The 18,459-nt window shown below is 45.7% G+C and carries 18 protein-coding genes; 8 read left to right on the top strand and 10 right to left on the bottom strand.

Annotation, left to right across the window (positions count from 1 at the left end; translation table 11 throughout):
* Positions 1 to 6: 6 nt before the first annotated feature.
* Positions 7 to 2,655: a DNA gyrase subunit A gene (gene gyrA, locus ABXT70_RS05210; protein ID WP_443642113.1), complete on the bottom strand. Its 2,649-nt coding sequence runs from the start codon at positions 2,653 to 2,655 to the stop codon at positions 7 to 9.
* Between the two features lie 230 nt (positions 2,656 to 2,885).
* Here gyrA and ubiG point away from each other — a divergent pair, with 230 nt between their 5' ends.
* Both ubiG and ABXT70_RS05200 read left to right on the top strand, forming a co-directional pair.
* Positions 2,886 to 3,602 carry a bifunctional 2-polyprenyl-6-hydroxyphenol methylase/3-demethylubiquinol 3-O-methyltransferase UbiG gene (gene ubiG, locus ABXT70_RS05205; protein ID WP_443642112.1) on the top strand — a complete coding sequence of 239 codons (717 nt, stop codon included), beginning with the start codon at positions 2,886 to 2,888 and terminating at the stop codon, positions 3,600 to 3,602.
* 57 nt (positions 3,603 to 3,659) lie between these two features.
* A complete protein-coding gene (locus ABXT70_RS05200; RefSeq protein ID WP_443642111.1) occupies positions 3,660 to 4,481 on the top strand; it encodes a YciK family oxidoreductase in 822 nt (273 codons plus the stop codon).
* Between the two features lie 64 nt (positions 4,482 to 4,545).
* Here ABXT70_RS05200 and ABXT70_RS05195 read toward each other — a convergent pair whose 3' ends face one another.
* Positions 4,546 to 4,806, bottom strand: coding sequence for a GIY-YIG nuclease family protein (locus ABXT70_RS05195; protein WP_443642481.1), 261 nt, complete (start codon positions 4,804 to 4,806; stop codon positions 4,546 to 4,548).
* Positions 4,807 to 4,897: 91 nt separating this feature from the next.
* Here ABXT70_RS05195 and ABXT70_RS05190 point away from each other — a divergent pair, with 91 nt between their 5' ends.
* Positions 4,898 to 5,932, top strand: a complete 1,035-nt coding sequence (locus tag ABXT70_RS05190) for a DUF3549 family protein (RefSeq protein ID WP_443642110.1) — start codon at positions 4,898 to 4,900, stop codon at positions 5,930 to 5,932.
* 7 nt (positions 5,933 to 5,939) lie between these two features.
* Here ABXT70_RS05190 and ABXT70_RS05185 read toward each other — a convergent pair whose 3' ends face one another.
* The 4 genes from ABXT70_RS05185 to ABXT70_RS05170 form a co-directional block, all read right to left on the bottom strand.
* Positions 5,940 to 6,653 (bottom strand): hypothetical protein, encoded by a 714-nt coding sequence (locus ABXT70_RS05185; RefSeq protein ID WP_443642109.1) that lies wholly within the window; start codon positions 6,651 to 6,653, stop codon positions 5,940 to 5,942.
* Positions 6,646 to 8,346 (bottom strand): hypothetical protein, encoded by a 1,701-nt coding sequence (locus ABXT70_RS05180; protein WP_443642108.1) that lies wholly within the window; start codon positions 8,344 to 8,346, stop codon positions 6,646 to 6,648. Before ABXT70_RS05180 ends, ABXT70_RS05185 begins: the two co-directional genes overlap by 8 nt.
* An 84-nt stretch (positions 8,347 to 8,430) precedes the next feature.
* Positions 8,431 to 9,414 (bottom strand): membrane dipeptidase, encoded by a 984-nt coding sequence (locus ABXT70_RS05175; protein ID WP_443642107.1) that lies wholly within the window; start codon positions 9,412 to 9,414, stop codon positions 8,431 to 8,433.
* Positions 9,415 to 9,485: 71 nt separating this feature from the next.
* Entirely contained in the window at positions 9,486 to 10,919 is a 1,434-nt protein-coding gene (locus ABXT70_RS05170) for an aldehyde dehydrogenase family protein (RefSeq protein WP_443642106.1), read from the bottom strand.
* Positions 10,920 to 11,057: 138 nt separating this feature from the next.
* Here ABXT70_RS05170 and ABXT70_RS05165 point away from each other — a divergent pair, with 138 nt between their 5' ends.
* Positions 11,058 to 11,972, top strand: coding sequence for a LysR family transcriptional regulator (locus tag ABXT70_RS05165; protein WP_443642105.1), 915 nt, complete (start codon positions 11,058 to 11,060; stop codon positions 11,970 to 11,972).
* 17 nt (positions 11,973 to 11,989) lie between these two features.
* Here the strand turns inward: ABXT70_RS05165 and ABXT70_RS05160 are convergent, their stop codons facing one another.
* Complete coding sequence (locus ABXT70_RS05160; RefSeq protein WP_443642104.1) at positions 11,990 to 12,988, bottom strand: D-cysteine desulfhydrase; 999 nt, start codon at positions 12,986 to 12,988, stop codon at positions 11,990 to 11,992.
* Between the two features lie 30 nt (positions 12,989 to 13,018).
* Positions 13,019 to 14,137, bottom strand: a complete 1,119-nt coding sequence (locus ABXT70_RS05155; protein WP_443642103.1) for a hypothetical protein — start codon at positions 14,135 to 14,137, stop codon at positions 13,019 to 13,021.
* 208 nt (positions 14,138 to 14,345) lie between these two features.
* Between ABXT70_RS05155 and ABXT70_RS05150 the strand changes: the two genes are divergently transcribed.
* Together ABXT70_RS05150 and ABXT70_RS05145 are read left to right on the top strand one after the other, a co-directional pair.
* Complete coding sequence (locus ABXT70_RS05150) at positions 14,346 to 14,765, top strand: YeeE/YedE family protein (protein ID WP_443642102.1); 420 nt, start codon at positions 14,346 to 14,348, stop codon at positions 14,763 to 14,765.
* Positions 14,766 to 14,778: 13 nt separating this feature from the next.
* Complete coding sequence (locus tag ABXT70_RS05145; RefSeq protein WP_443642101.1) at positions 14,779 to 15,189, top strand: DUF6691 family protein; 411 nt, start codon at positions 14,779 to 14,781, stop codon at positions 15,187 to 15,189.
* 29 nt (positions 15,190 to 15,218) lie between these two features.
* On the opposite strand, the gene ABXT70_RS05140 is transcribed toward ABXT70_RS05145, so the two are convergent.
* Positions 15,219 to 15,542, bottom strand: coding sequence for a YqcC family protein (locus ABXT70_RS05140; RefSeq protein ID WP_443642100.1), 324 nt, complete (start codon positions 15,540 to 15,542; stop codon positions 15,219 to 15,221).
* Between the two features lie 213 nt (positions 15,543 to 15,755).
* Between ABXT70_RS05140 and ABXT70_RS05135 the strand changes: the two genes are divergently transcribed.
* Together ABXT70_RS05135 and ABXT70_RS05130 are read left to right on the top strand one after the other, a co-directional pair.
* A complete protein-coding gene (locus ABXT70_RS05135) occupies positions 15,756 to 16,535 on the top strand; it encodes a phytanoyl-CoA dioxygenase family protein (RefSeq protein WP_443642099.1) in 780 nt (259 codons plus the stop codon).
* A gap of 19 nt (positions 16,536 to 16,554) precedes the next feature.
* Positions 16,555 to 17,160: an HD domain-containing protein gene (locus ABXT70_RS05130; protein ID WP_443642098.1), complete on the top strand. Its 606-nt coding sequence runs from the start codon at positions 16,555 to 16,557 to the stop codon at positions 17,158 to 17,160.
* Between the two features lie 43 nt (positions 17,161 to 17,203).
* Here ABXT70_RS05130 and ABXT70_RS05125 read toward each other — a convergent pair whose 3' ends face one another.
* Positions 17,204 to 18,457 carry an NAD(P)/FAD-dependent oxidoreductase gene (locus ABXT70_RS05125; RefSeq protein ID WP_443642097.1) on the bottom strand — a complete coding sequence of 418 codons (1,254 nt, stop codon included), beginning with the start codon at positions 18,455 to 18,457 and terminating at the stop codon, positions 17,204 to 17,206.
* Positions 18,458 to 18,459 lie beyond the last annotated feature (2 nt).

The following is an 18,459-nucleotide window of genomic DNA, read 5'->3' as shown; positions in this document are numbered from 1 at the left end:
GGACCGCTACTCCTTTTCCGGTGCATCCGTCGTCGTCAAAGCTTCATCCGTGTCTGCCTCAGGACTACTTTCTGTAGACTGTTGCATGCTTTGCTCTGCAACTTCCTCAGAATCCTCTTCCATGGTTTCAGCAACTCGTGCAACCTGCACCAGCTTTTCGCCTTCTTGAACCTTAATTAAGGTCACACCTTGAGTATTACGACCCAACACAGAAACTTCGCTAGTGCGCGTACGTACTAGAGTACCTTGGTCACTGATGAGAATTACTTCATCACCATCAAACACTTGAACTGCACCGATAAGGGCACCGTTACGTGCAGACATTTGAATAGCAATAACACCCTTACCACCACGACCACGGACAGGGTAGTCTTCATTGCGGCTTTGTTTGCCATAACCATTTTCACTAGCAGTCAGTATACGGCCTTCAATTTGAGGCATAATAAGACTAATGACGATGGCATCTTCAGCAAGACGTATGCCACGCACACCACGAGCGGTCCGGCCCATGGGACGTACATCGCCTTCATTAAAGCGCACAGCCAAACCATTGCTCGCAAATAACATGATTTGCTGATTACCATCGGTCACTGTTGCTCCAATAAGGGTGTCACCTTCATCCAAACCAAGAGCAATTAAGCCACTAGTACGAGGACGTGCAAAGGCAGTTAGTGGCGTCTTCTTAACAGTACCACTAGCAGTAGCCATAAATATGTAATGACCTTCTTGATAGCCACCCTCTGGCAACGGCAGTATAGTGGTTAATCGCTCTCCCTCTTCCAACGGCAAGATATTAATAATGGGGCGCCCACGGGCCGTTCGACTGGCTTGTGGGATTTCAAACACCCGCAGCCAATACACTTTACCGCGATTACTGAAGCATAATATAGTGTCGTGAGATGAGGTCACCAGGAGGTGTTCTACAAAGTCGTCCTCTTTGACTCCCGTGGCTGCTTTACCACGACCACCTCTACGCTGAGCTTGGTAATCACTCACAGGTTGAGTCTTAGCGTAACCACCATGGGAAATAGTTACCACCATATCCTCTTCAGGGATTAAGTCTGCTACAGTAAGATCTTGACGTGAAGCGACGATTTCTGAGCGACGCTCATCGCCATAGGCCTCTAACACTTGCACTAATTCTTCACGAATTACTTCTAACAAACGTTCAGCAGACCCTAGTATTTCTAACAATTCTGCAATGCGCTCTAACAACAACTGGTATTCAGTAACAAGTTTATCTTGTTCTAGCCCTGTTAAACGATGTAAGCGCAGTTCCAAAATAGCCTGCGCCTGCCCATCAGAGAGTTGGTACTCATCACCATGCAGACCAAATGCGGCACCTAAGGTATCTGGCTTACAAGCATCTGGTCCAGCGCGTTCAAGCATAGACACTACTCGGCCAGCAGGCCAACGTTGGGCAACCAACTTCTCACGAGCTTCCGCAGCATTGGCGGAGGTTTTAATAAGCTCGATCACTGGATCTATATTAGCCAAAGCCACCATCAGCCCTTCAAGAACGTGTCCTCGCTCACGGGCCTTACGCAATTCGAATAAAGTACGACGGGTCACTACTTCACGGCGGTGACGCACAAAGGCTTCAAGCATTTGTTTAAGGTTTAATGTACGTGGTTGCCCATCAACCAGAGCCACTACGTTAATGCCAAATACATTCTCCATCTGCGTTTGGGTATACAGATTATTGATAATGACCTCGGGCACCTCGCCACGTCGCAATTCAATAACCATACGCATACCGTCTTTGTCAGACTCGTCACGCAGCTCGGTAATCCCTTCAATTTTCTTATCTTTAACAAGCTCCGCGATTTTTTCAATTAAACGCGCCTTGTTAACCTGATAAGGCAACTCCGTAACAACAATGGAAGCTTTATTGTTCTTTGGGTTTTCTTCTACATGATAACGGGCACGCACATAGATGCGCCCACGGCCTGTCCGGTAGGCTTGCACAATGCCTGCACGACCATTAATAATACCAGCTGTTGGGAAGTCTGGACCCGGGATGTGCTGCATTAACTCATCCACTTCAATATCGGGATTCTCAATGAGGGCTAAACAACCACTCACCACTTCATTAATGTTATGGGGTGGAATGTTAGTCGCCATGCCTACAGCAATGCCCGAAGAACCATTAACTAACAAGTTAGGCACACGCGTAGGCAATACATCAGGAATCATTTCCGTGCCATCATAGTTAGGCACAAAATCAACCGTATCTTTTTCTAAGTCGGCCAACAAATCATGAGCAATTTTCTTCATACGGATTTCCGTATAACGCATAGCTGCCGCAGAATCACCGTCTACTGAACCAAAGTTACCCTGACCGTCAACCAAGGTGTAACGCATAGAGAAAGGCTGGGCCATCCGCACGATAGTGTCATATACCGCAGTATCGCCATGAGGGTGATACTTACCGATAACGTCACCCACCACGCGGGCAGATTTCTTGTAAGATTTGTTCCAATCGTTGCTCAACTCATTCATCGCGAACAATACACGCCTGTGCACGGGCTTTAAACCATCACGAACATCGGGCAGCGCGCGCCCAACAATTACACTCATGGCGTAATCTAAGTAGGATTGTTTGAGTTCATCTTCAATGTTTATAGGCGATATTTCTTTAGCCATTTCAGCCATAATTATGCCAATTTCCTTTTGCGATTAACGCTTCGAGCTTACCTTTCGGCGCCCTTATGAACAACACCAAAAACCGGCGTCAGATAAAGCATAATTTTAGCACAATTAGACGCCAATTTGCCACCTACTCAGCCATCATTAACAGGTACTACCAGTGCTAATTTTCAGATGCAGTTAATGAATTTACGCGTTATACTGAAGGCCAATTTTTATTAGCTTGAAGCTCTATTGTGAACCAAAATGTAGACCCTGCAGAAATAGCAAAATTTGAAGCCCTTGCCGCCCGTTGGTGGGATTTAGATAGCGAGTTCAAACCCTTACACGCTATCAATCCGTTGCGTATTGGCTGGATCGATGAACGTGCCCACCTACATGGCAAAAAAGTAGCCGACATCGGTTGTGGTGGTGGCATTGTCGCCGAAGCGATGGCGCAACGCGGCGCAACAGTAACGGGCATAGACATGGGAGAAGCGCCACTAAAAGTGGCACAACTGCACAGCTTAGAAAGTGGTGTAGATGTTGATTACCGGCAAATGACTGCAGAGCAACTGGCAGATGAAGAAGCCGGTTTGTATGACGTAGTGACCTGCTTAGAAATGTTAGAACACGTACCAGACCCTAGCGCCATCGTTGCAGCCTGTGCAAAACTACTCAAGCCAGGTGGCCAAGCGTTTTTTTCAACCATCAATCGCAATCCAAAATCATATTTATTTGCAATTATTGGTGCAGAATACCTATTAAAAATGCTCCCCAAAGGCACTCATGAACATAAGAAATTCATCAAACCTTCTGAGTTACACGAATATATGCGTTTGGCAAATTTGTCTGCACAATCCATGACTGGCATGACCTACAACCCGTTCACTGAAACATACGCCTTAAAAACTCGCGATGTGGACGTTAATTACCTCGTCTATGCCACAAAACCTCAAGTTGACCAACCATAGGTCGATAATTAAACCTTAGACTGCATAGGTTTCACTTATTTCAGGACGATACTTTTCATGTTTGATTACACGGCACCAGAAAAACTACTCAAAAATCGAGTGATCTTAATCACCGGAGCTGGCAATGGTATCGGTCGCGCAGCGGCCATGGATTGCTCCCGATTAGGTGCAACCGTTATATTACTAGGTCGTACCTTAGAAAAGCTTGAGGCCGTATACGATGAGATTGAAAGTGCTGGGCACGGCCAGCCCGCGATATACCCTTTAGACCTGCGTAATGCCAAAGATGAAGATTACATCGAACTTGCAGAAATACTTGAAGGCGAATTTGGCCATTTGGACGGTTTGCTGCATAACGCATCAATACTTGGCCAACTCACACCAATCTCCAACTATGAATCCCGTACTTGGCGTTTAGTCATGCACGTTAACGTCACCGCTCCGTTCATGATGACGCAGGCACTTCTGCCTTTATTAGAGAAATCCGAAGATGCCTCTGTAATCTTCACTAGTTCAAGCGTAGGCGTCCAAGGCAAGGCATACTGGGGGGCTTACAGCGCATCTAAGTTCGCAACGGAAGGTTTGGCCCAAGTGCTCGCAGAAGAAACTGAGAACACAAGCAAAATTCGTGTCAACATTATTAACCCAGGGGCCACTCGCACCAACATGCGGGCCCAAGCCTACCCTGGTGAAGATCCAGCACTAAACTTAGCACCAGAAGACATCATGCCAGCATACCAATACTTGCTTGGCCCAGACAGCCTAGGTATTACTGGACAGCGTTTTAACGCCCAAGAGATGCCCAAGCCACAAAAAGAAGAAGCCAAAATCACTGACGAAGACAGCAAAGTTACTGACGATAAAAGTAAAAAGTCATAGAGAAAAGGTTAAACCAAAGAACCCTAGACTCGCCCCTTAATCCCACCTGAGTAGTTGGCACTGCTCAACTATTGGCATTACTAGCAGAATAAGCCTCAACTAATTGCAATTTTTTCTGCCGTGTTAATTTCTTCAAGGCGGCTTCGCGCTTGCTAGCAATAGATCGATTCAGCTGAGGTTCCACAAACACCATAGCGTAAGCAGGGTCCGTACGAAAAAAACGCGCGCCTAAATTACCCCCATCACAATGCTCTTTGAAGCGCCGTTCTGGATCTGTGGTAATGCCAGTATACAAACGTCCACCTCGTGTCTGCACCATATACACCCACCAGTGTTTTGGCTCCAAGGCTCACACCCCACTGCGTAAAACTTGATACAATACGCGCCATCTTAACCTAGGCCCGCGAGTAGACCAAATGCAACCCATGGAAACTTTGAGCGATCTTCTGCAGCAATTACAAGGTCAGTACCGTGTATACGACATGGGCTGTCGCCTCAGCAAACTTTCCGCAGCCGACTTTAAAGCGTTTGAAGAAGGGCGAAAAGCCTACCCATTACCATGGTTACGCCATGCCTGGGTGGGAATTCTATCTTGGTCACCAACAACATCTAGCAACAAAGCGTCCACACCTACAATTTGGTTTCTTAAACTGCCACTGGATGAGCGTGGCCAGCTGGTTCAAGCCGCACGTGATGAATTCCTTAATCAGTTGTTAGAGACCATTGGTACCAACATGTTAGACCAACAGGCTTCTACCGAGTGGGCCGAACAGCTAAAGCACAGCAACCTTGCCTTTACTCCAGACGAGGCCCGCATGGCAGCGTTTCATGCCCAAGCAAGTCTCACCCTAGAACAAGCTGCTTCTAGCTTTTATCCAGCAGTACGTCACTACATGAGTAGTGAAAAGACCCAACTAAGCTGGCAGGAATTAGGTTTACAAGGCTTTGCTGATTTTGCCATGAGACTAGACCAACAACAGCAATGGCGACAAAAAATCAGCCAATTGCCTGCTCCGGTACTGGACACTATTGCCACGCAGCTCGAGAATCAAAAGTTAGATCACTCGTTAGCTAAGGCGTTTATCTTACGAGGTAGAGCCAGTGCAGAAGACGGCGAAAAAGTAGCGTGCTTACGAGCTATTAGCCAATCCCCAGATTCAGAATCACGCCAGCAATGGTTAAAACAAATTATGGGCAAGGATAATACGGTGGGGGTTGAACTACTTGCCACCATCACTAGCAAGTGCAGTGAGGACTTATTGACGGCAGAGCTGATGGAGTTATTTGTCCATCAATGCGCTGCCGATCAGGGTGTATTTAATGGCTTAGTGCAAGAACTTATGTACCAGCCTAAATTACGCATGCAAGTCCTAGAGGCCTTTAGAGCCAATGAGCGCAGCCCTGCACTTATACTGGCAATTGGCTCACTTATGGGTCAAACACAGAGCTAAGGGGAAATTAGCCCGGCCCTGCCCCTGCGCGCGAGGCTTCAGTTTCTGGCACAAATGAAGCCTGTATCATTTTTTTTAAACGTTCTAACAAAGCTGCCTCTAGGTATACACCTTGATCTAAACACCGCTCGCGCCAACCCAACAAATCAGCACCGTCAGTTATGAGTACCCCTTCGATGTCGGCTTGACCCATACACAATAACAGTTCATCCGTTGCCACAACTTGGTGCAAGGGTTGGTATAAACCTAACAATTGCCCGTCTGCTGCGATAAGCACACAGCGTTGCGCACCGCTGTGATGGCTAAAATAAAGGGCATAGCATTGCTGTGATATAGGACGACTCAAAGGTTGAGCCAACCAGTTCATTAAACAAGGTACGGCAAAGGCCGCCGCGCCAATGTGATTAATACGCAGCTGAGGCACAGCCTTAGCGAAAGCTAAACCTAGCGCCAACTCAACCTGCACAAGAGCAGATTGACCTTGTGCATCAAACTGCATTTCCTGATCATTGGACGCAATTAATATAGGCGCGTTAATGTCACTGCTAAGGGCATCTAAACCTTTGCCCAACAAATTGCTGTTGGCCAGTCCTAATTGAAAAGCAGCCGCAGCTTTTAAACCTGCCGACAACTGATCTCCAGGAGAAAAACCTAAACCTTCGACACTGCGCTTCACCAAAAACTTGAGCTCATTGGCTGATATTTGTATCAATTCAGACATTCAGTGGATCTTGGTTACCTAACATAGGCGCCACAGGAAAATACCAATCATCATTAAACTCATTGCTTAAGTCGCTCACAACAGGTGCGCCTTGGAACATAGTATTGCGCACCCACAAGGCAGATTTAGGATCAAACTTACTCACTCCAAAAAAGGCTAGCTTGCATCGCAACAAGTGCATTGGCAATACATCTTTATGTAATAGGTTAGCTCGAATCTCGCCATATCGAGTCTGGGCCATAGTTGCAATACGGTTGACTATTCCAAGATGTATTGGCTTTTGTAATAAGAACTCCGCCACACTAGCATCATAGGATTGCTCCATCACCGTTAGCAAGTCATCGTGGCACGCTTGCACAGCCTTAGCGATACCCAAGAACATTTGCACCTCAGCACCATCGTCAATCCCAGTCTTGCCAAGTCTTGGCTCAATTTTTTCTTGTGAGTAATACCAAAAGGTTTCATTCTCGTCTGTCTGACTAAAGTCATAGTCAAATACCCAATCATAACTTTCTTGAATACTGTCAGCCAAGTTTTGAGCCGATTGGGTTGGATCATAAGTCAGGCTTTCATTAATGGCCAAATGATCTTCTTTTGGATTAACAATGCTTGGATGAAGTTCAAACAACAAGCTCACTAACAACTCTTGGGTTTCTAGGCTGTAATGCTGCTGAGCCCATTCATGGAGTTGACGCCAGTCACTGACTTTTCCTTCGTCACTTTGTAACCAATCACTTAAATTTTGAGCATCAACCAATAGCTTTGCATTATTATTACTTTGCCATTCATCAAACGTACTGACTTCTCGCACATGCTGCATAGCTTGAACCAGCACACGTTGCAGTTTAACAACTTTGTCTTGCTCAACAGGTTCAGCCAAAACTTCCGCATAGGCCTGCTCTCGCTGACCAATCCATTGGCTCATCAATAAGGGGTGATTAATCAAATAGGGCGCCATCCCCAGTCCAGTAGAGTTACCAATACCTAGGTAACGCTGTAAATTAACATCCAAATCCACAGCCTTAGGGTAATCAGGCTGATGTACCATATGATGCAATTGATCCAAACTAAATTGGCGCAATAGATAACACACCAACATTTCGGCAGAAAAAGGCCGCGCTAAGTCTGGATGGTGGCGGGCAATTTTACCCCAGTCACAAGCACCAAATTTACCGGACCCATACACTGCTGTAGTGCGGTACAAGTAGCCTACTTCGGCTAGTTTTTTAGGGTCTGGTTGTCGGCCACTGCGAAGTTGGGCCAACAAAGAATCAAATATCCGTGCACTACGGTTTCCACGGGATAGGCATAAACTACGAGAATCTATGCGGCCGGCTTCTTGCAATGGCACATTGGCAGCTAGGCGTTCTAGCCACAGGTCGTCTACCTCTCCTTCTACCAAGGTCATGGTAAGATCCCACTTTTCTGCAATCACCCGATCATTGCGATCTTCAGGTGCTAAGTATTGAGAAAACACCACTAAACTCAGTTGGCTGTGGGGCATTTTAATATCAAAAACAGCATGCCCATAACCTTCTTGATCTAACTCAAACTGGCTATAACTAATGTTCCATTGGTCTTTCACCATGTACCGAACTAAGGTTCGCATAAAGCTTAGGTTACTAGAAAAACCCGCACCTAACCGTTCTAGGTCCATTGCTTGTGAAGCTGGACGCAAGATAATTTGACTCATACTAATACCTCAAAACATACTGCGTTGTGGGTGCTGGGAGAGGGCCCAAATGTAAGCCCTAGTGCTAAGGCAAATGCTTAGCAGCTATTTTGGGCCAAACCCTGCGGCACAAAAATCTAACCAGTTACGGCCCATGATTTTTTCTACTTCCATTTCGTTAAAGCCTTTGTCGCGCAAGCCAACGACGATATTTGGAAAGTCTGCACTAGTTTCAAACCAAGACAAAGACTCGGGCCAAGAGGCATTGCTTGCAGAACCTTCACCATAGTCCATTTGTTTAGTCCAACGGCCGTTACGCATCCACTCTAAAACAGAAATTGGTTGATTTAAACACAAGTCACTGCCCATACCTACACGATCAATACCCATCAGATCAACAGTTTTTGCAACCATGGTACAAAACTCATCTAAACCACACTTAGGACCATTTTTAAGATGAAAAGGATACATACTAAAACCTAACAAACCTTCACTTTCAGCCAAAGCAGACAACACTTTATTTGATTTGTTACGCTTAGCAGGCTCAAAGAATGTTGGGTTAGCATGGCTAATAACGATAGGACGCTGCGAAATCTCAATAGCTTGCAAGGTGCTTTCTTCAGCACTGTGAGACATATCAATGACCATGCCCACACGATTCATTTCAGCAATAACAACCTTACCAAAACGAGAAACCCCAGAGTCAGTGGCCTCATAACAGCCGGCACCCAAGAGACTTTGGTTGTTATAGGTTAACTGCATAATACGCACACCAAGCTGGTGAAAAATAGCTACTAGATCGATATCGTCCTCTATTGGTGAACAATTTTGGAAACCAAAAATAATGCCCACTTTGTTTTGAGCATAAGCAGCTTCAATGTCTGCTGCAGTGTGAACAGGAATAATTAAATCGCTATGTATTTCGAACATGCGATTCCATTGCCCAATATTCTGCAATGTTTCGCGACTAAGTTCGTGGTACGCAATGGTCACATGGACTGCGCTTAAGCCACCGTCACGCATCTGTTCAAATACTTCACGACTCCAATGGCTGTATTGCAAGCCATCTATCATCATCATTTTGCTCATATTCTATGCTCTCTGGTTACACATTGGTTGCGCATCAACTTTTCAAGTTGCTCTGGCCTTGCTGACAGAAATTAAGCTTTCATGTATGTGGTCTTCACTTCGGTGTAGAACTCTTCTGCATACTTCCCCTGCTCACGTGAACCAAAGCTAGAATTCTTACGACCACCAAATGGCACGTGGTAATCAGTTCCAGCTGTAGGCAAATTAACCATGACACAACCAGTTTTAGCATTGCGCTTAAAGTGAGTGGCGTACTTTAGAGAAGTAGTACAAATACCACCCGTTAGACCGTACTCAGTGTCGTTCAAAGTCGCCAAAGCTTCGTCGTAGTTTGCCACCTTAATGACACATGCTAAAGGAGCAAACGCTTCGTCACGGTTAATACGCATTTGGTTAGTGGTGTTAATGAATAAGGCTGGCGTCATGAAATAGCCTTTGCTGTCATCAAAGTCACCACCACATACGAGTTGACCACCTTCGTCTTGCGCTAGCTTAAAGTACTCTCTATTTTGTGCGAATTGCTTAGCGTCTGCTGCTGGGCCAATAGTTACACCCTCTTCCAATGCACCGCCAACCTTAAGTTTGGCCATACGTTCTTGTACTTTAGCAACAAATTCATCATGTACACCGGCAGTCACAATTAAGCGTGAAGAGGCCGTACACTTCTGACCAGAACCACCAAAGGCACCATTAACAGCACAATCTGCTGCGTTGTCTAGATCTGCATCGTCTAGTACTACCAAGGCGTTCTTACTGCCCATTTCTAGCTGGAACTTAGTAAGGTTGCTAGCTGCAGCTACTGCTACACGCTTGCCAACGGCCAATGAGCCAGTAAATGTAATGGCATCAATACCATCTGAAGTGATCAGTTTTTCACCCACACTAGCACCGGAACCCATCACTAAGTTAAATAAGCCTGCAGGAATGTCTTGCTTGGCAATAATTTCAGTAAGCAACACGGCGCTGGCTGGCGTTAGGTTAGCTGGTTTCCAGATCACTGCGTTGCCAAAGGCTAAGGCAGGCGCAATTTTCCAGGAAGCCGTAGCGGTTGGGAAGTTCCAGGGGCTAATTACAGTCACAACACCCATAGGCTCACGACGTACTTCTATTTCCACACCGGGACGCACAGAGTCGGCAGTGTCGCCCATCTGACGCAACACTTCAGCGGCATAATATTGGAAGAACTGGCCGGCACGGTAAACTTCACCACGGCCTTCTGCACGAGGCTTTCCTTCTTCACGAGAAAGTACTTCGCCAAGTTCATCACAACGCGCAATCATTTCGTCGCCAATGGCTTGTAACACACGCTGTTTGGCTTCTAACCCTGTAGCCTGCCACTCAACCTGTGCAAGACGCGCAGCAGCAATGGCTTGATCCACTTGTTTAGCTGACGCTTGAGCAAACTCACCCACAACTTCGCTATGGTTTGAAGGGTTAATATTGTTAACTGTTGATTCACCGACTACCCACTGACCAGCAATGTAGTTCTTTTGTACTTGGCTCATTTTGTCTCCCAGGTTGCCTTAATTGGCCTACTATTGTATTAGTTGAACCTATTTTAAACCTACAGGCTTGATAATAATAATTAATTGAATGTATCATTTGATAAGTTTAGATGTAAACATAAGAACAAGGTTAACACCATGCTGCCAGACATAAAAATAGCTCAAATCAACACCTTTCTTACGGTGGCCCAATGCAAAAATTTTCGCCAGGCTGCGAGCATTTTATGTAGATCTCAGCCCGCCGTTAGCTTGGCCATTAAACAGCTGGAGCAATTATTGGGCGCAGGGCTATTTGACCCTGATCGTCATGGAGAACTCAGCGCCTTCGGCACCGCATTTTTACCCGAAGCTAAGGCCCTTTATAAGCATTACGAAACTACCTTGCAAAATGTTATTAGCATGGCACAAGGACAATCTGGCAGCATTAAATTGGGTGTTTTGCCATCCATCGCAAAAACCGTATTGGCCCAAATTATTCGCGCTTTTCTAGCCCAACACCCACATGTGCACCTACAAGTACAGGATGATAATGGTGATAACTTAAGGGACAAGGTACTCGATGGGCGGATTGACTTAGCGATTAGCAGTATTTGGCAAACTGAATTGGACCTTCACCATACTCATCTATGCGCAGACCGAGTAGGCATTGTAGCCCGCAAAGGTCACCCATGGATGCAAATGGGCAATGACATCAACTGGATGGAGCTAAGTCAGCAGAAACTTATTCGTAATGGCACCACCCCTTTAGTTGACAATACTCCAGCACAGGAGTTTTTATTCGCACCAATGCAAGTAACCAATATGACGTCGTTGGTCGCCATGTTAGAAGCAGGCGCTGGCATTACCACATTGCCCTGGATGGCTTTCCCAAAAGACAGCAATGAATTAGCTTTTAGGTTAATTGAAGAACCACCTATAAAACGTCAGATCGCCCTACTACAATCCCGTCATCATCAACAAATGCCGGCTACCTCGGCCCTTGAATGCATTATTATTGAAACCTTTAAACGTAGGGGAAAATACCTTGAAAGCCCCAAACAACTAATCACCTAATCTACACCAAGACCCTATTAGGGCTCGCTTAAACACTCACTATACGCAAACAGGCCAGGTGCACCCCCAGTGTGTAAAAATAGAACACGCTCCGAAGTGTCAAAATAGCCATGGCGAACTAGATCCAACAACCCTGCAAAGGCTTTACCAGAATAAACCGGATCCAACAAAAGCCCTTCCAAGCTAGCAGCAAGACGCACGGCCTCAACCATTTGTGGTGTTGGATCACCATAGGCCGAGCCATAATATTTATCAAAACATATGACATGATCTTCGTGTAACTCAGATTGTTCCAGTAAACCTTGCACTTCGTGTAATAAAGCCAACACCTTCTGGCATTGTTCATCGCTAGAGCGACTTACAGTAACCCCCAATACTGGAATATCAATCCCGGCCAAAGCCAAGCCCGCCAACAACCCCGCCTGAGTTCCTGCGCTTCCCGTAGCTAAAACAATGGCATCAAAACTGAGCTGATACTGTTGTAATTGTTGCGCCAATTCTAAACCGCAATCCACATACCCCATGGCACCAATAGCGTTACTACCACCTACAGGCATCACGTAAGGCACTTGGCCTGAGGTGCTGAGGGTTTGGGCGCGAAGAGCCATGGCCGCATCTAAATCTTGGCCTGCAGGAAGCCGATGCAGCCGCGCACCAAGCAATTGATCCAACAATAAATTACCTGAGTGACTGTAATCTGCTTCTGAAATGCCCTCAACTTGCTCCAGAAACAACTCACAGCCAAGGCCCACGCGAGCCGCAGCTGCAGCCGTTTGTCGAGCATGGTTCGATTGCACACCACCAGCAGTCAAAAGTGTAGTCGCTCCCCTTAGCTGAGCGTCGGCTAGCAAGTATTCTAGTTTTCGGGTTTTATTACCGCCAAAAGCAAGGCCTGTACAATCATCTCGCTTTACCCATAACTCTGGTCCTTTATGCATTTCATTGATGCGCAACATAGGCTCAAGGGGCGTGGGCCAATGGCCTAACTGAATTTTTGGATGCGACAACTGATGCATGCAATAGTCCCTTAAGTTTATCTAGTTTGATTACTCTTTATTTGCCAGAACAAGAATTTGGGCCTTTAGCTCAGCTAACAATCGACTTGTGTTCTGACGAAAAGCATTTACAGACTCAGCAGATTGTTCCACCAAATAAACTCGCTCATCCATTTCACTGGCATTTTGTTCGATGGCAGTTAACACCCGAGATTTATTCTCAAGCGTTCCAAGACGGCTTGTGAGAAGGTCTATTTCGTCACCAGCAGTAGAACTCCCCACTAGTTCCAATAGGCCTTGAACAGTAGTATCCAAAGTTACTAAATCTTTAGCATGCTGCTGGGCAAGCTGGGCTTGGCCAATGTCAGTTTTATGCTGGTCTGATAAGGCTTTGTCTTGTCCTGCAACCTGCGTCAACAAGCTGGTCAACTTATCTTGCAACAGTTGCACTTTGTATAGTTGGTCTTGCACATTCTGCATTGCTAGCTGGCTAGTTTGGCTGGCCTCTTGTATTTTAGCTTGCTGCTGGACAATAGACGACGATTGCTTTTCGACTCGCTCACTTTGGGTTTTCAGGTTTTCTTGATGTTGTTTTACCGTGGTAGTGTTGTTGTCAATTGCCTTTTTATTTTCCTCTATCGCAGGGCGGTTAGTTCGGTATGTAACACCCCATAACTTGTCAATTTCTGTATCTACAAATTTATTGCGTTCTTTAACTCTAGTATCAATGAGCCTCACCTGCGCTTGGACAACGGTGCCTGATTTATTTGAGTTAACGTCCGTTGCTACAACAAGTGCTTCTAACTCACCAATGCGTTTACGAGCGTGATTAAGTTCTCCCCGAGATACGGTTAACAACAAATCGACATCTGTTAGTTTGTTGTAAGACCAATAACCCCCACCCAATACACCAACAAACATGATCACCACTAAAAACCATAAAATTCCACTGTTCTTCGCCACTATTTGGTTAGAGGTTGACTGCATAGCAAGGGGGGCAGCTATTGGCCTACCACCATTTCTGCCTCCTACCCTAGAAGATCCGTCGGCACCTTCAGCACGGGTATCACCACCCTTATCAGCTGAAAAAGACTGTTTTCTAGTCCCTTTTATTTCATCTGAATCAGGCATTAAACTAGGCAAATCACCGATATCGTCATTTCTTGGCATCTACTGAGCGTCCATATTATTAGCATCAAATTTATAGCACTAAACATAGCACGATATGAGCCATTTGTTGACACTGAGTTAGCTGTAATTCTCTACCAAGCCCACATTTTTCACAAACTCCCTACTTTTTATGAGTTCGGGCAATTGACAGGGGACTTTTTTTTAAAGTATAATTTAATTAGTAAATTCTAATATATAGGTTTAAATCATGTTTGAAACATTCCCCTCACAAGCCCTCATCGGTGGTATTTTGATAGGCATTAGCGCAGCATTATTGTTGGCTTTTAATGGCCGTATCGCTGGTATAAGCGGCATCCTATACAACTTACTGTTCAACCCACTCAGCAGTGCTGAACGCGGTTGGCGTGCAGCATTTTTAATCGGCCTTATGGGTGGCGGATATTTGGCGCTACCTGTTGAATTTGAATTGCGCCAAGGTTATTCGCCAATTTTGCTCGTCATCGCGGGTTTAGCCGTAGGCATAGGCACCCGCATCGGCAATGGTTGTACTAGCGGACACGGGGTTTGTGGTATTGGTTTGATGGCAGGCCGGTCAATGATTGCAACCGCCACCTTTATGGTTAGCGGCATTATAACAGTTACCGTTTTACGCAACTTTATCGGATAAGGAAGACACTCAAATGCAACGTTTAATCATCGCTCTAATGTCAGGTCTTATTTTTGGTGCTGGCCTAGTGATCTCAGAAATGGTCAACCCTATTAAAGTACAGAATTTCCTCGACCCATTTGGCAATTGGGACGCAAGTTTAGCCTTCGTCATGGGAGGAGCTGTAGCTGTCACTTTATTCACATCACGCTTTATTATGAAACGCAAAACACCAATATTTGCTGACCGATTCTACATGGCCGCTAAAACCAGCATTGATGGTCGTTTAGTTTTAGGGGCTAGTTTATTTGGTATCGGCTGGGGACTCAGTGGTTACTGCCCAGGCCCTGGCATAATTAATGCCCTGATCAACCCAGCTGAAGCCATAGTGTTTTTGCCAGCATTAATCATTGGTGGTTGGGTTGGTCAACGTTATTCAGCATAAACCAAACGCTTATGGCATAACCACAAGGTTTATGCCGTAAGCAAAATATCCATTCGCTTGATACTACCCAATAAGCCTTTAATAGTACCCTCTAGGTCTTTAAAGGCCTCTTCTGCCATTGGGTAAATACCGCTTTGATGGGGTAATTGACTCTTTGTTTCTAACAAATAACTCAGTCTAGGAATAAAAATCCACTGCAGCCATTCTGCAAAGCCCATGAGGTCACAGCAAAAAGGCTGGGTGCTCAGTAGGGCTTCTTCAGAGGGCGCAAGGTCGCTCCATAGGCCAAGGGTTTGCATTTCTAATTGCAAAATATCAAGTTCACGAAGAACATTTTGATGCAAACTAGCCATAAACAAAAGTATCTCAATAAAACGGACTAATAGTCTACCTTACCACTGATTCAACGATTAGAGCATTTAGCGAATATCAACCCCCTACTAAACTAGAGGTGCAAGGCTATTAAACCGTCCTTATCGCAAGTGACCGTCGGTCTTGCCAAGCACTCCAGAAACTGGCACTCTTGCAGCTGAAATCAGGCATGGAGTATAGCTATGGTGGATTGTTTGAAGTCACTCTATGATAAAGATGGGTTTTTAACTGGGGTGCCCATTATTAGCCCTGCGAAGGCCCTAACCCATCGTTCTATTTTGGAGGCCGTTGAAGCCGAGCGTGGGCCAATGCATTACCAATTCAAAGCCCACACAGCCATGAATTCGCCCTATCAACTGGCAACTTTACCCAATCTCCTCGATATAGTTGAGCAGCTGATTGGCCCTGATATATTACTTTATAGTACATCTTATATCGTTAAAGAAGCCTACAGTGAAAGCCACGTAAGTTGGCACCAAGATCTGACTTATTGGGGCTTAGATTCGGACGCCCAAGTAAGCGTTTGGCTGGCGTTATCTGATGCCAGCGAAGCAAGTGGTTGTATGCACATGATAGCTGGCAGCCACAGAAATGGGCAACAACACCACCACCATACTCAAGACGAAAATAATGTGCTGCTAAGTGGGCAAACTATTAATGATATAGATCCTAACCAAAGCGTAGTTGCTAGTCTGACAGCCGGCCAAGCTTCGTTCCATCACGGATGGACCGTTCATTGTTCCAAACCCAACGTAAGTGATGACCGCCGAATTGGTCTTAACATTCAATACATTAGTCCCACGGTAAAACAAATTAAGCAGCAACAAGATTCTGCCATGTTAGTACGAGGCGTCGATAACTATGGCCATTTCCAAACAGATCAACCCGCTGTGGCTAATTTCGATGTGCATGCATGGAAAAAACAGCAAGCCTTAGATGTTAAACTTAAAGGCATTCAAGGCGATAGCGCCTAATAGAACTGGAGCATATACGATGGACACTGTTAGTTTTACCCAAATGAAATATGGCACCCACAAAGATTACGCAATGCTGCAAGAACTCGAGCACTCGTTCCGTGCCAAAACGGCTCAACGATTATTTAATGAACTCGAACGGCAAGGCCAAGACAGTATAGAAGGTTACCGTATCAGCCGTTTGGAGCACAGTCTACAATCTGCCACGAGAGCGTGGCACGAGGGGGCTGATGATGATTGGATAGTGGCTGCACTGTTACATGACATAGGTGATGGCTTGGCACCACAAAATCACGACAGCATGGCTGCAGAAATCATCCGCCCTTTTGTAAGTGAGGAAGTGACTTGGGTAATTGAACACCATGGCACCTTTCAAATGATTTACTACGCCCATCATTTAGATGGTTGGAACCCCAATGAACGCGACCAATACCGTGAACATCCTTATTATCAAACCGCCGTGGATTTTTGCGAACGTTGGGATCAGAACTGCTTTGATCCAGATTATGAGAGCCAACCATTAGAATTTTTCGCTCCATTTTTAGAACGGGTCTTCGCACGTAAAGCCTATGCGCCAGAGGTTATTAAAACTGGTGGTATATCGGGATTACCTACAGTAGCCTAAGGCATAGTAAGGCATATAAGACTGGAAAACCTTAAACACAGCATTAAAAACGTTGCGGCGAAAACGCTGAAATATCAACACTAGTAGGCTTACCATCAATCAGTTCGCTAATCAACTTGCCAGTAATACCTGATAAAGTCACACCAATGTGGCCATGACCAAAGGCGTAATAGACACCTACATCTTTGCTTGACTGACCAATGACCGGCATGGAATCGGGCATGGAAGGCCTAAAGCCGCTCCACTCACTATCGTGGCTTTGAAGTTGCGGCAATAGGGTTTTCACTGTGTCTGCAATGAGTTTTAGGCGTCGTGGATTAGCTGGGTTGTTAAGGCCAGCCAATTCAACTGTACCGGCTGCTCGCAAACCATCGTTCATAGGCGTCATGTAAAAACCCACATCAGCCCAACCAACAGGTCGGTTGAGCAATTGTTCTGCTCCCTTATACATCAGGTGATATCCCTGCTCCGTATCTAACGGCAATCTATCCCCCACCTGTTGCGCCAAGCACTTTGACCAAGCACCGGCAGCCACCACCACCCTACTCCCTACCACGCTTGTACCTTGCAACTGCACCTTGAGTTTATCTGCACTGACTCGTTCAATCGCAAGTGCCTTGTTAGTGATGATTTGGCCACCCTTGGCAATCACTGAGTCAGCCATACGCTGCAACAAACCTATGGGGCTAAGCAGGTGCTGCGCATTTTCAAAAAATAACCCTCGCTCATAGATCGGGTTCAAATGAGGTTCTAGGTCTCTAATTTCAGCCTTAGTCAGGGCTGTCACTGGGATACCATTACGGCGTCTTAATTCAATGTCTGGCCTTGCCTTAACAAAACCAGCCTCACTCCCATACAAATACAAAGTACCATTTTTGGTGACTAAATCATGGCCTTGAACAGCTTCAATCAGAGGCGTTAAAGCACTGTGCGCATGGCTCAACAACACGCCTAACTGATAGCCAATATTCGCCACCTGAGAGGGTCTGCTAGCCCAAAAAAAACGCAACAACCAAGGCGCAAGCCAAGGCAAATAGGACCAATTAATCGACAAAGGACTGTTAGGATTGAATAATAACTTAGGAATTTGTTTTATGGTGCTAGGCGTGCCTACAGGAATGTTAGCATAGGTTGCAATGGTGCAGGCATTACCAAAATAGGCCCCTTGCGCAAACGGTTCTGGATCCACTAGCGTGACTTTATGACCGCTTCTTTGTAACCACATGGCAGTGGCAACACCTACAAAACCGGCACCAATAATCACCACGTCTTGTGGTTCTAAGCGAGCGTCCTTCATAC

Origin of the sequence: Candidatus Njordibacter sp. Uisw_039 (genome assembly GCF_047730075.1) — a bacterium.
GTDB lineage: Bacteria > Pseudomonadota > Gammaproteobacteria > Pseudomonadales > Balneatricaceae > Njordibacter.
The sequence above is the reverse complement of the archived record's forward strand: the minus strand, read 5'-3'. Positions and strand labels throughout refer to the sequence as shown.

Coding starts and splice junctions, on each gene's coding strand:
- ABXT70_RS05160 (WP_443642104.1), bottom strand. CDS start 12,988: ATGCATCAGTTGTCGCATCCAAAAATTCAGTTAGGCCATTGGCCCACG.
- ABXT70_RS05200 (WP_443642111.1), top strand. CDS start 3,660: ATGTTTGATTACACGGCACCAGAAAAACTACTCAAAAATCGAGTGATC.
- ABXT70_RS05165 (WP_443642105.1), top strand. CDS start 11,058: ATGCTGCCAGACATAAAAATAGCTCAAATCAACACCTTTCTTACGGTG.
- ABXT70_RS05175 (WP_443642107.1), bottom strand. CDS start 9,414: ATGAGCAAAATGATGATGATAGATGGCTTGCAATACAGCCATTGGAGT.
- gyrA (WP_443642113.1), bottom strand. CDS start 2,655: ATGGCTGAAATGGCTAAAGAAATATCGCCTATAAACATTGAAGATGAA.
- ABXT70_RS05140 (WP_443642100.1), bottom strand. CDS start 15,542: ATGGCTAGTTTGCATCAAAATGTTCTTCGTGAACTTGATATTTTGCAA.
- ABXT70_RS05125 (WP_443642097.1), bottom strand. CDS start 18,457: ATGAAGGACGCTCGCTTAGAACCACAAGACGTGGTGATTATTGGTGCC.
- ABXT70_RS05180 (WP_443642108.1), bottom strand. CDS start 8,346: ATGAGTCAAATTATCTTGCGTCCAGCTTCACAAGCAATGGACCTAGAA.
- ABXT70_RS05185 (WP_443642109.1), bottom strand. CDS start 6,653: ATGTCTGAATTGATACAAATATCAGCCAATGAGCTCAAGTTTTTGGTG.
- ABXT70_RS05150 (WP_443642102.1), top strand. CDS start 14,346: ATGTTTGAAACATTCCCCTCACAAGCCCTCATCGGTGGTATTTTGATA.
- ABXT70_RS05130 (WP_443642098.1), top strand. CDS start 16,555: ATGGACACTGTTAGTTTTACCCAAATGAAATATGGCACCCACAAAGAT.
- ABXT70_RS05170 (WP_443642106.1), bottom strand. CDS start 10,919: ATGAGCCAAGTACAAAAGAACTACATTGCTGGTCAGTGGGTAGTCGGT.
- ABXT70_RS05155 (WP_443642103.1), bottom strand. CDS start 14,137: ATGCCAAGAAATGACGATATCGGTGATTTGCCTAGTTTAATGCCTGAT.
- ABXT70_RS05190 (WP_443642110.1), top strand. CDS start 4,898: ATGCAACCCATGGAAACTTTGAGCGATCTTCTGCAGCAATTACAAGGT.
- ABXT70_RS05145 (WP_443642101.1), top strand. CDS start 14,779: ATGCAACGTTTAATCATCGCTCTAATGTCAGGTCTTATTTTTGGTGCT.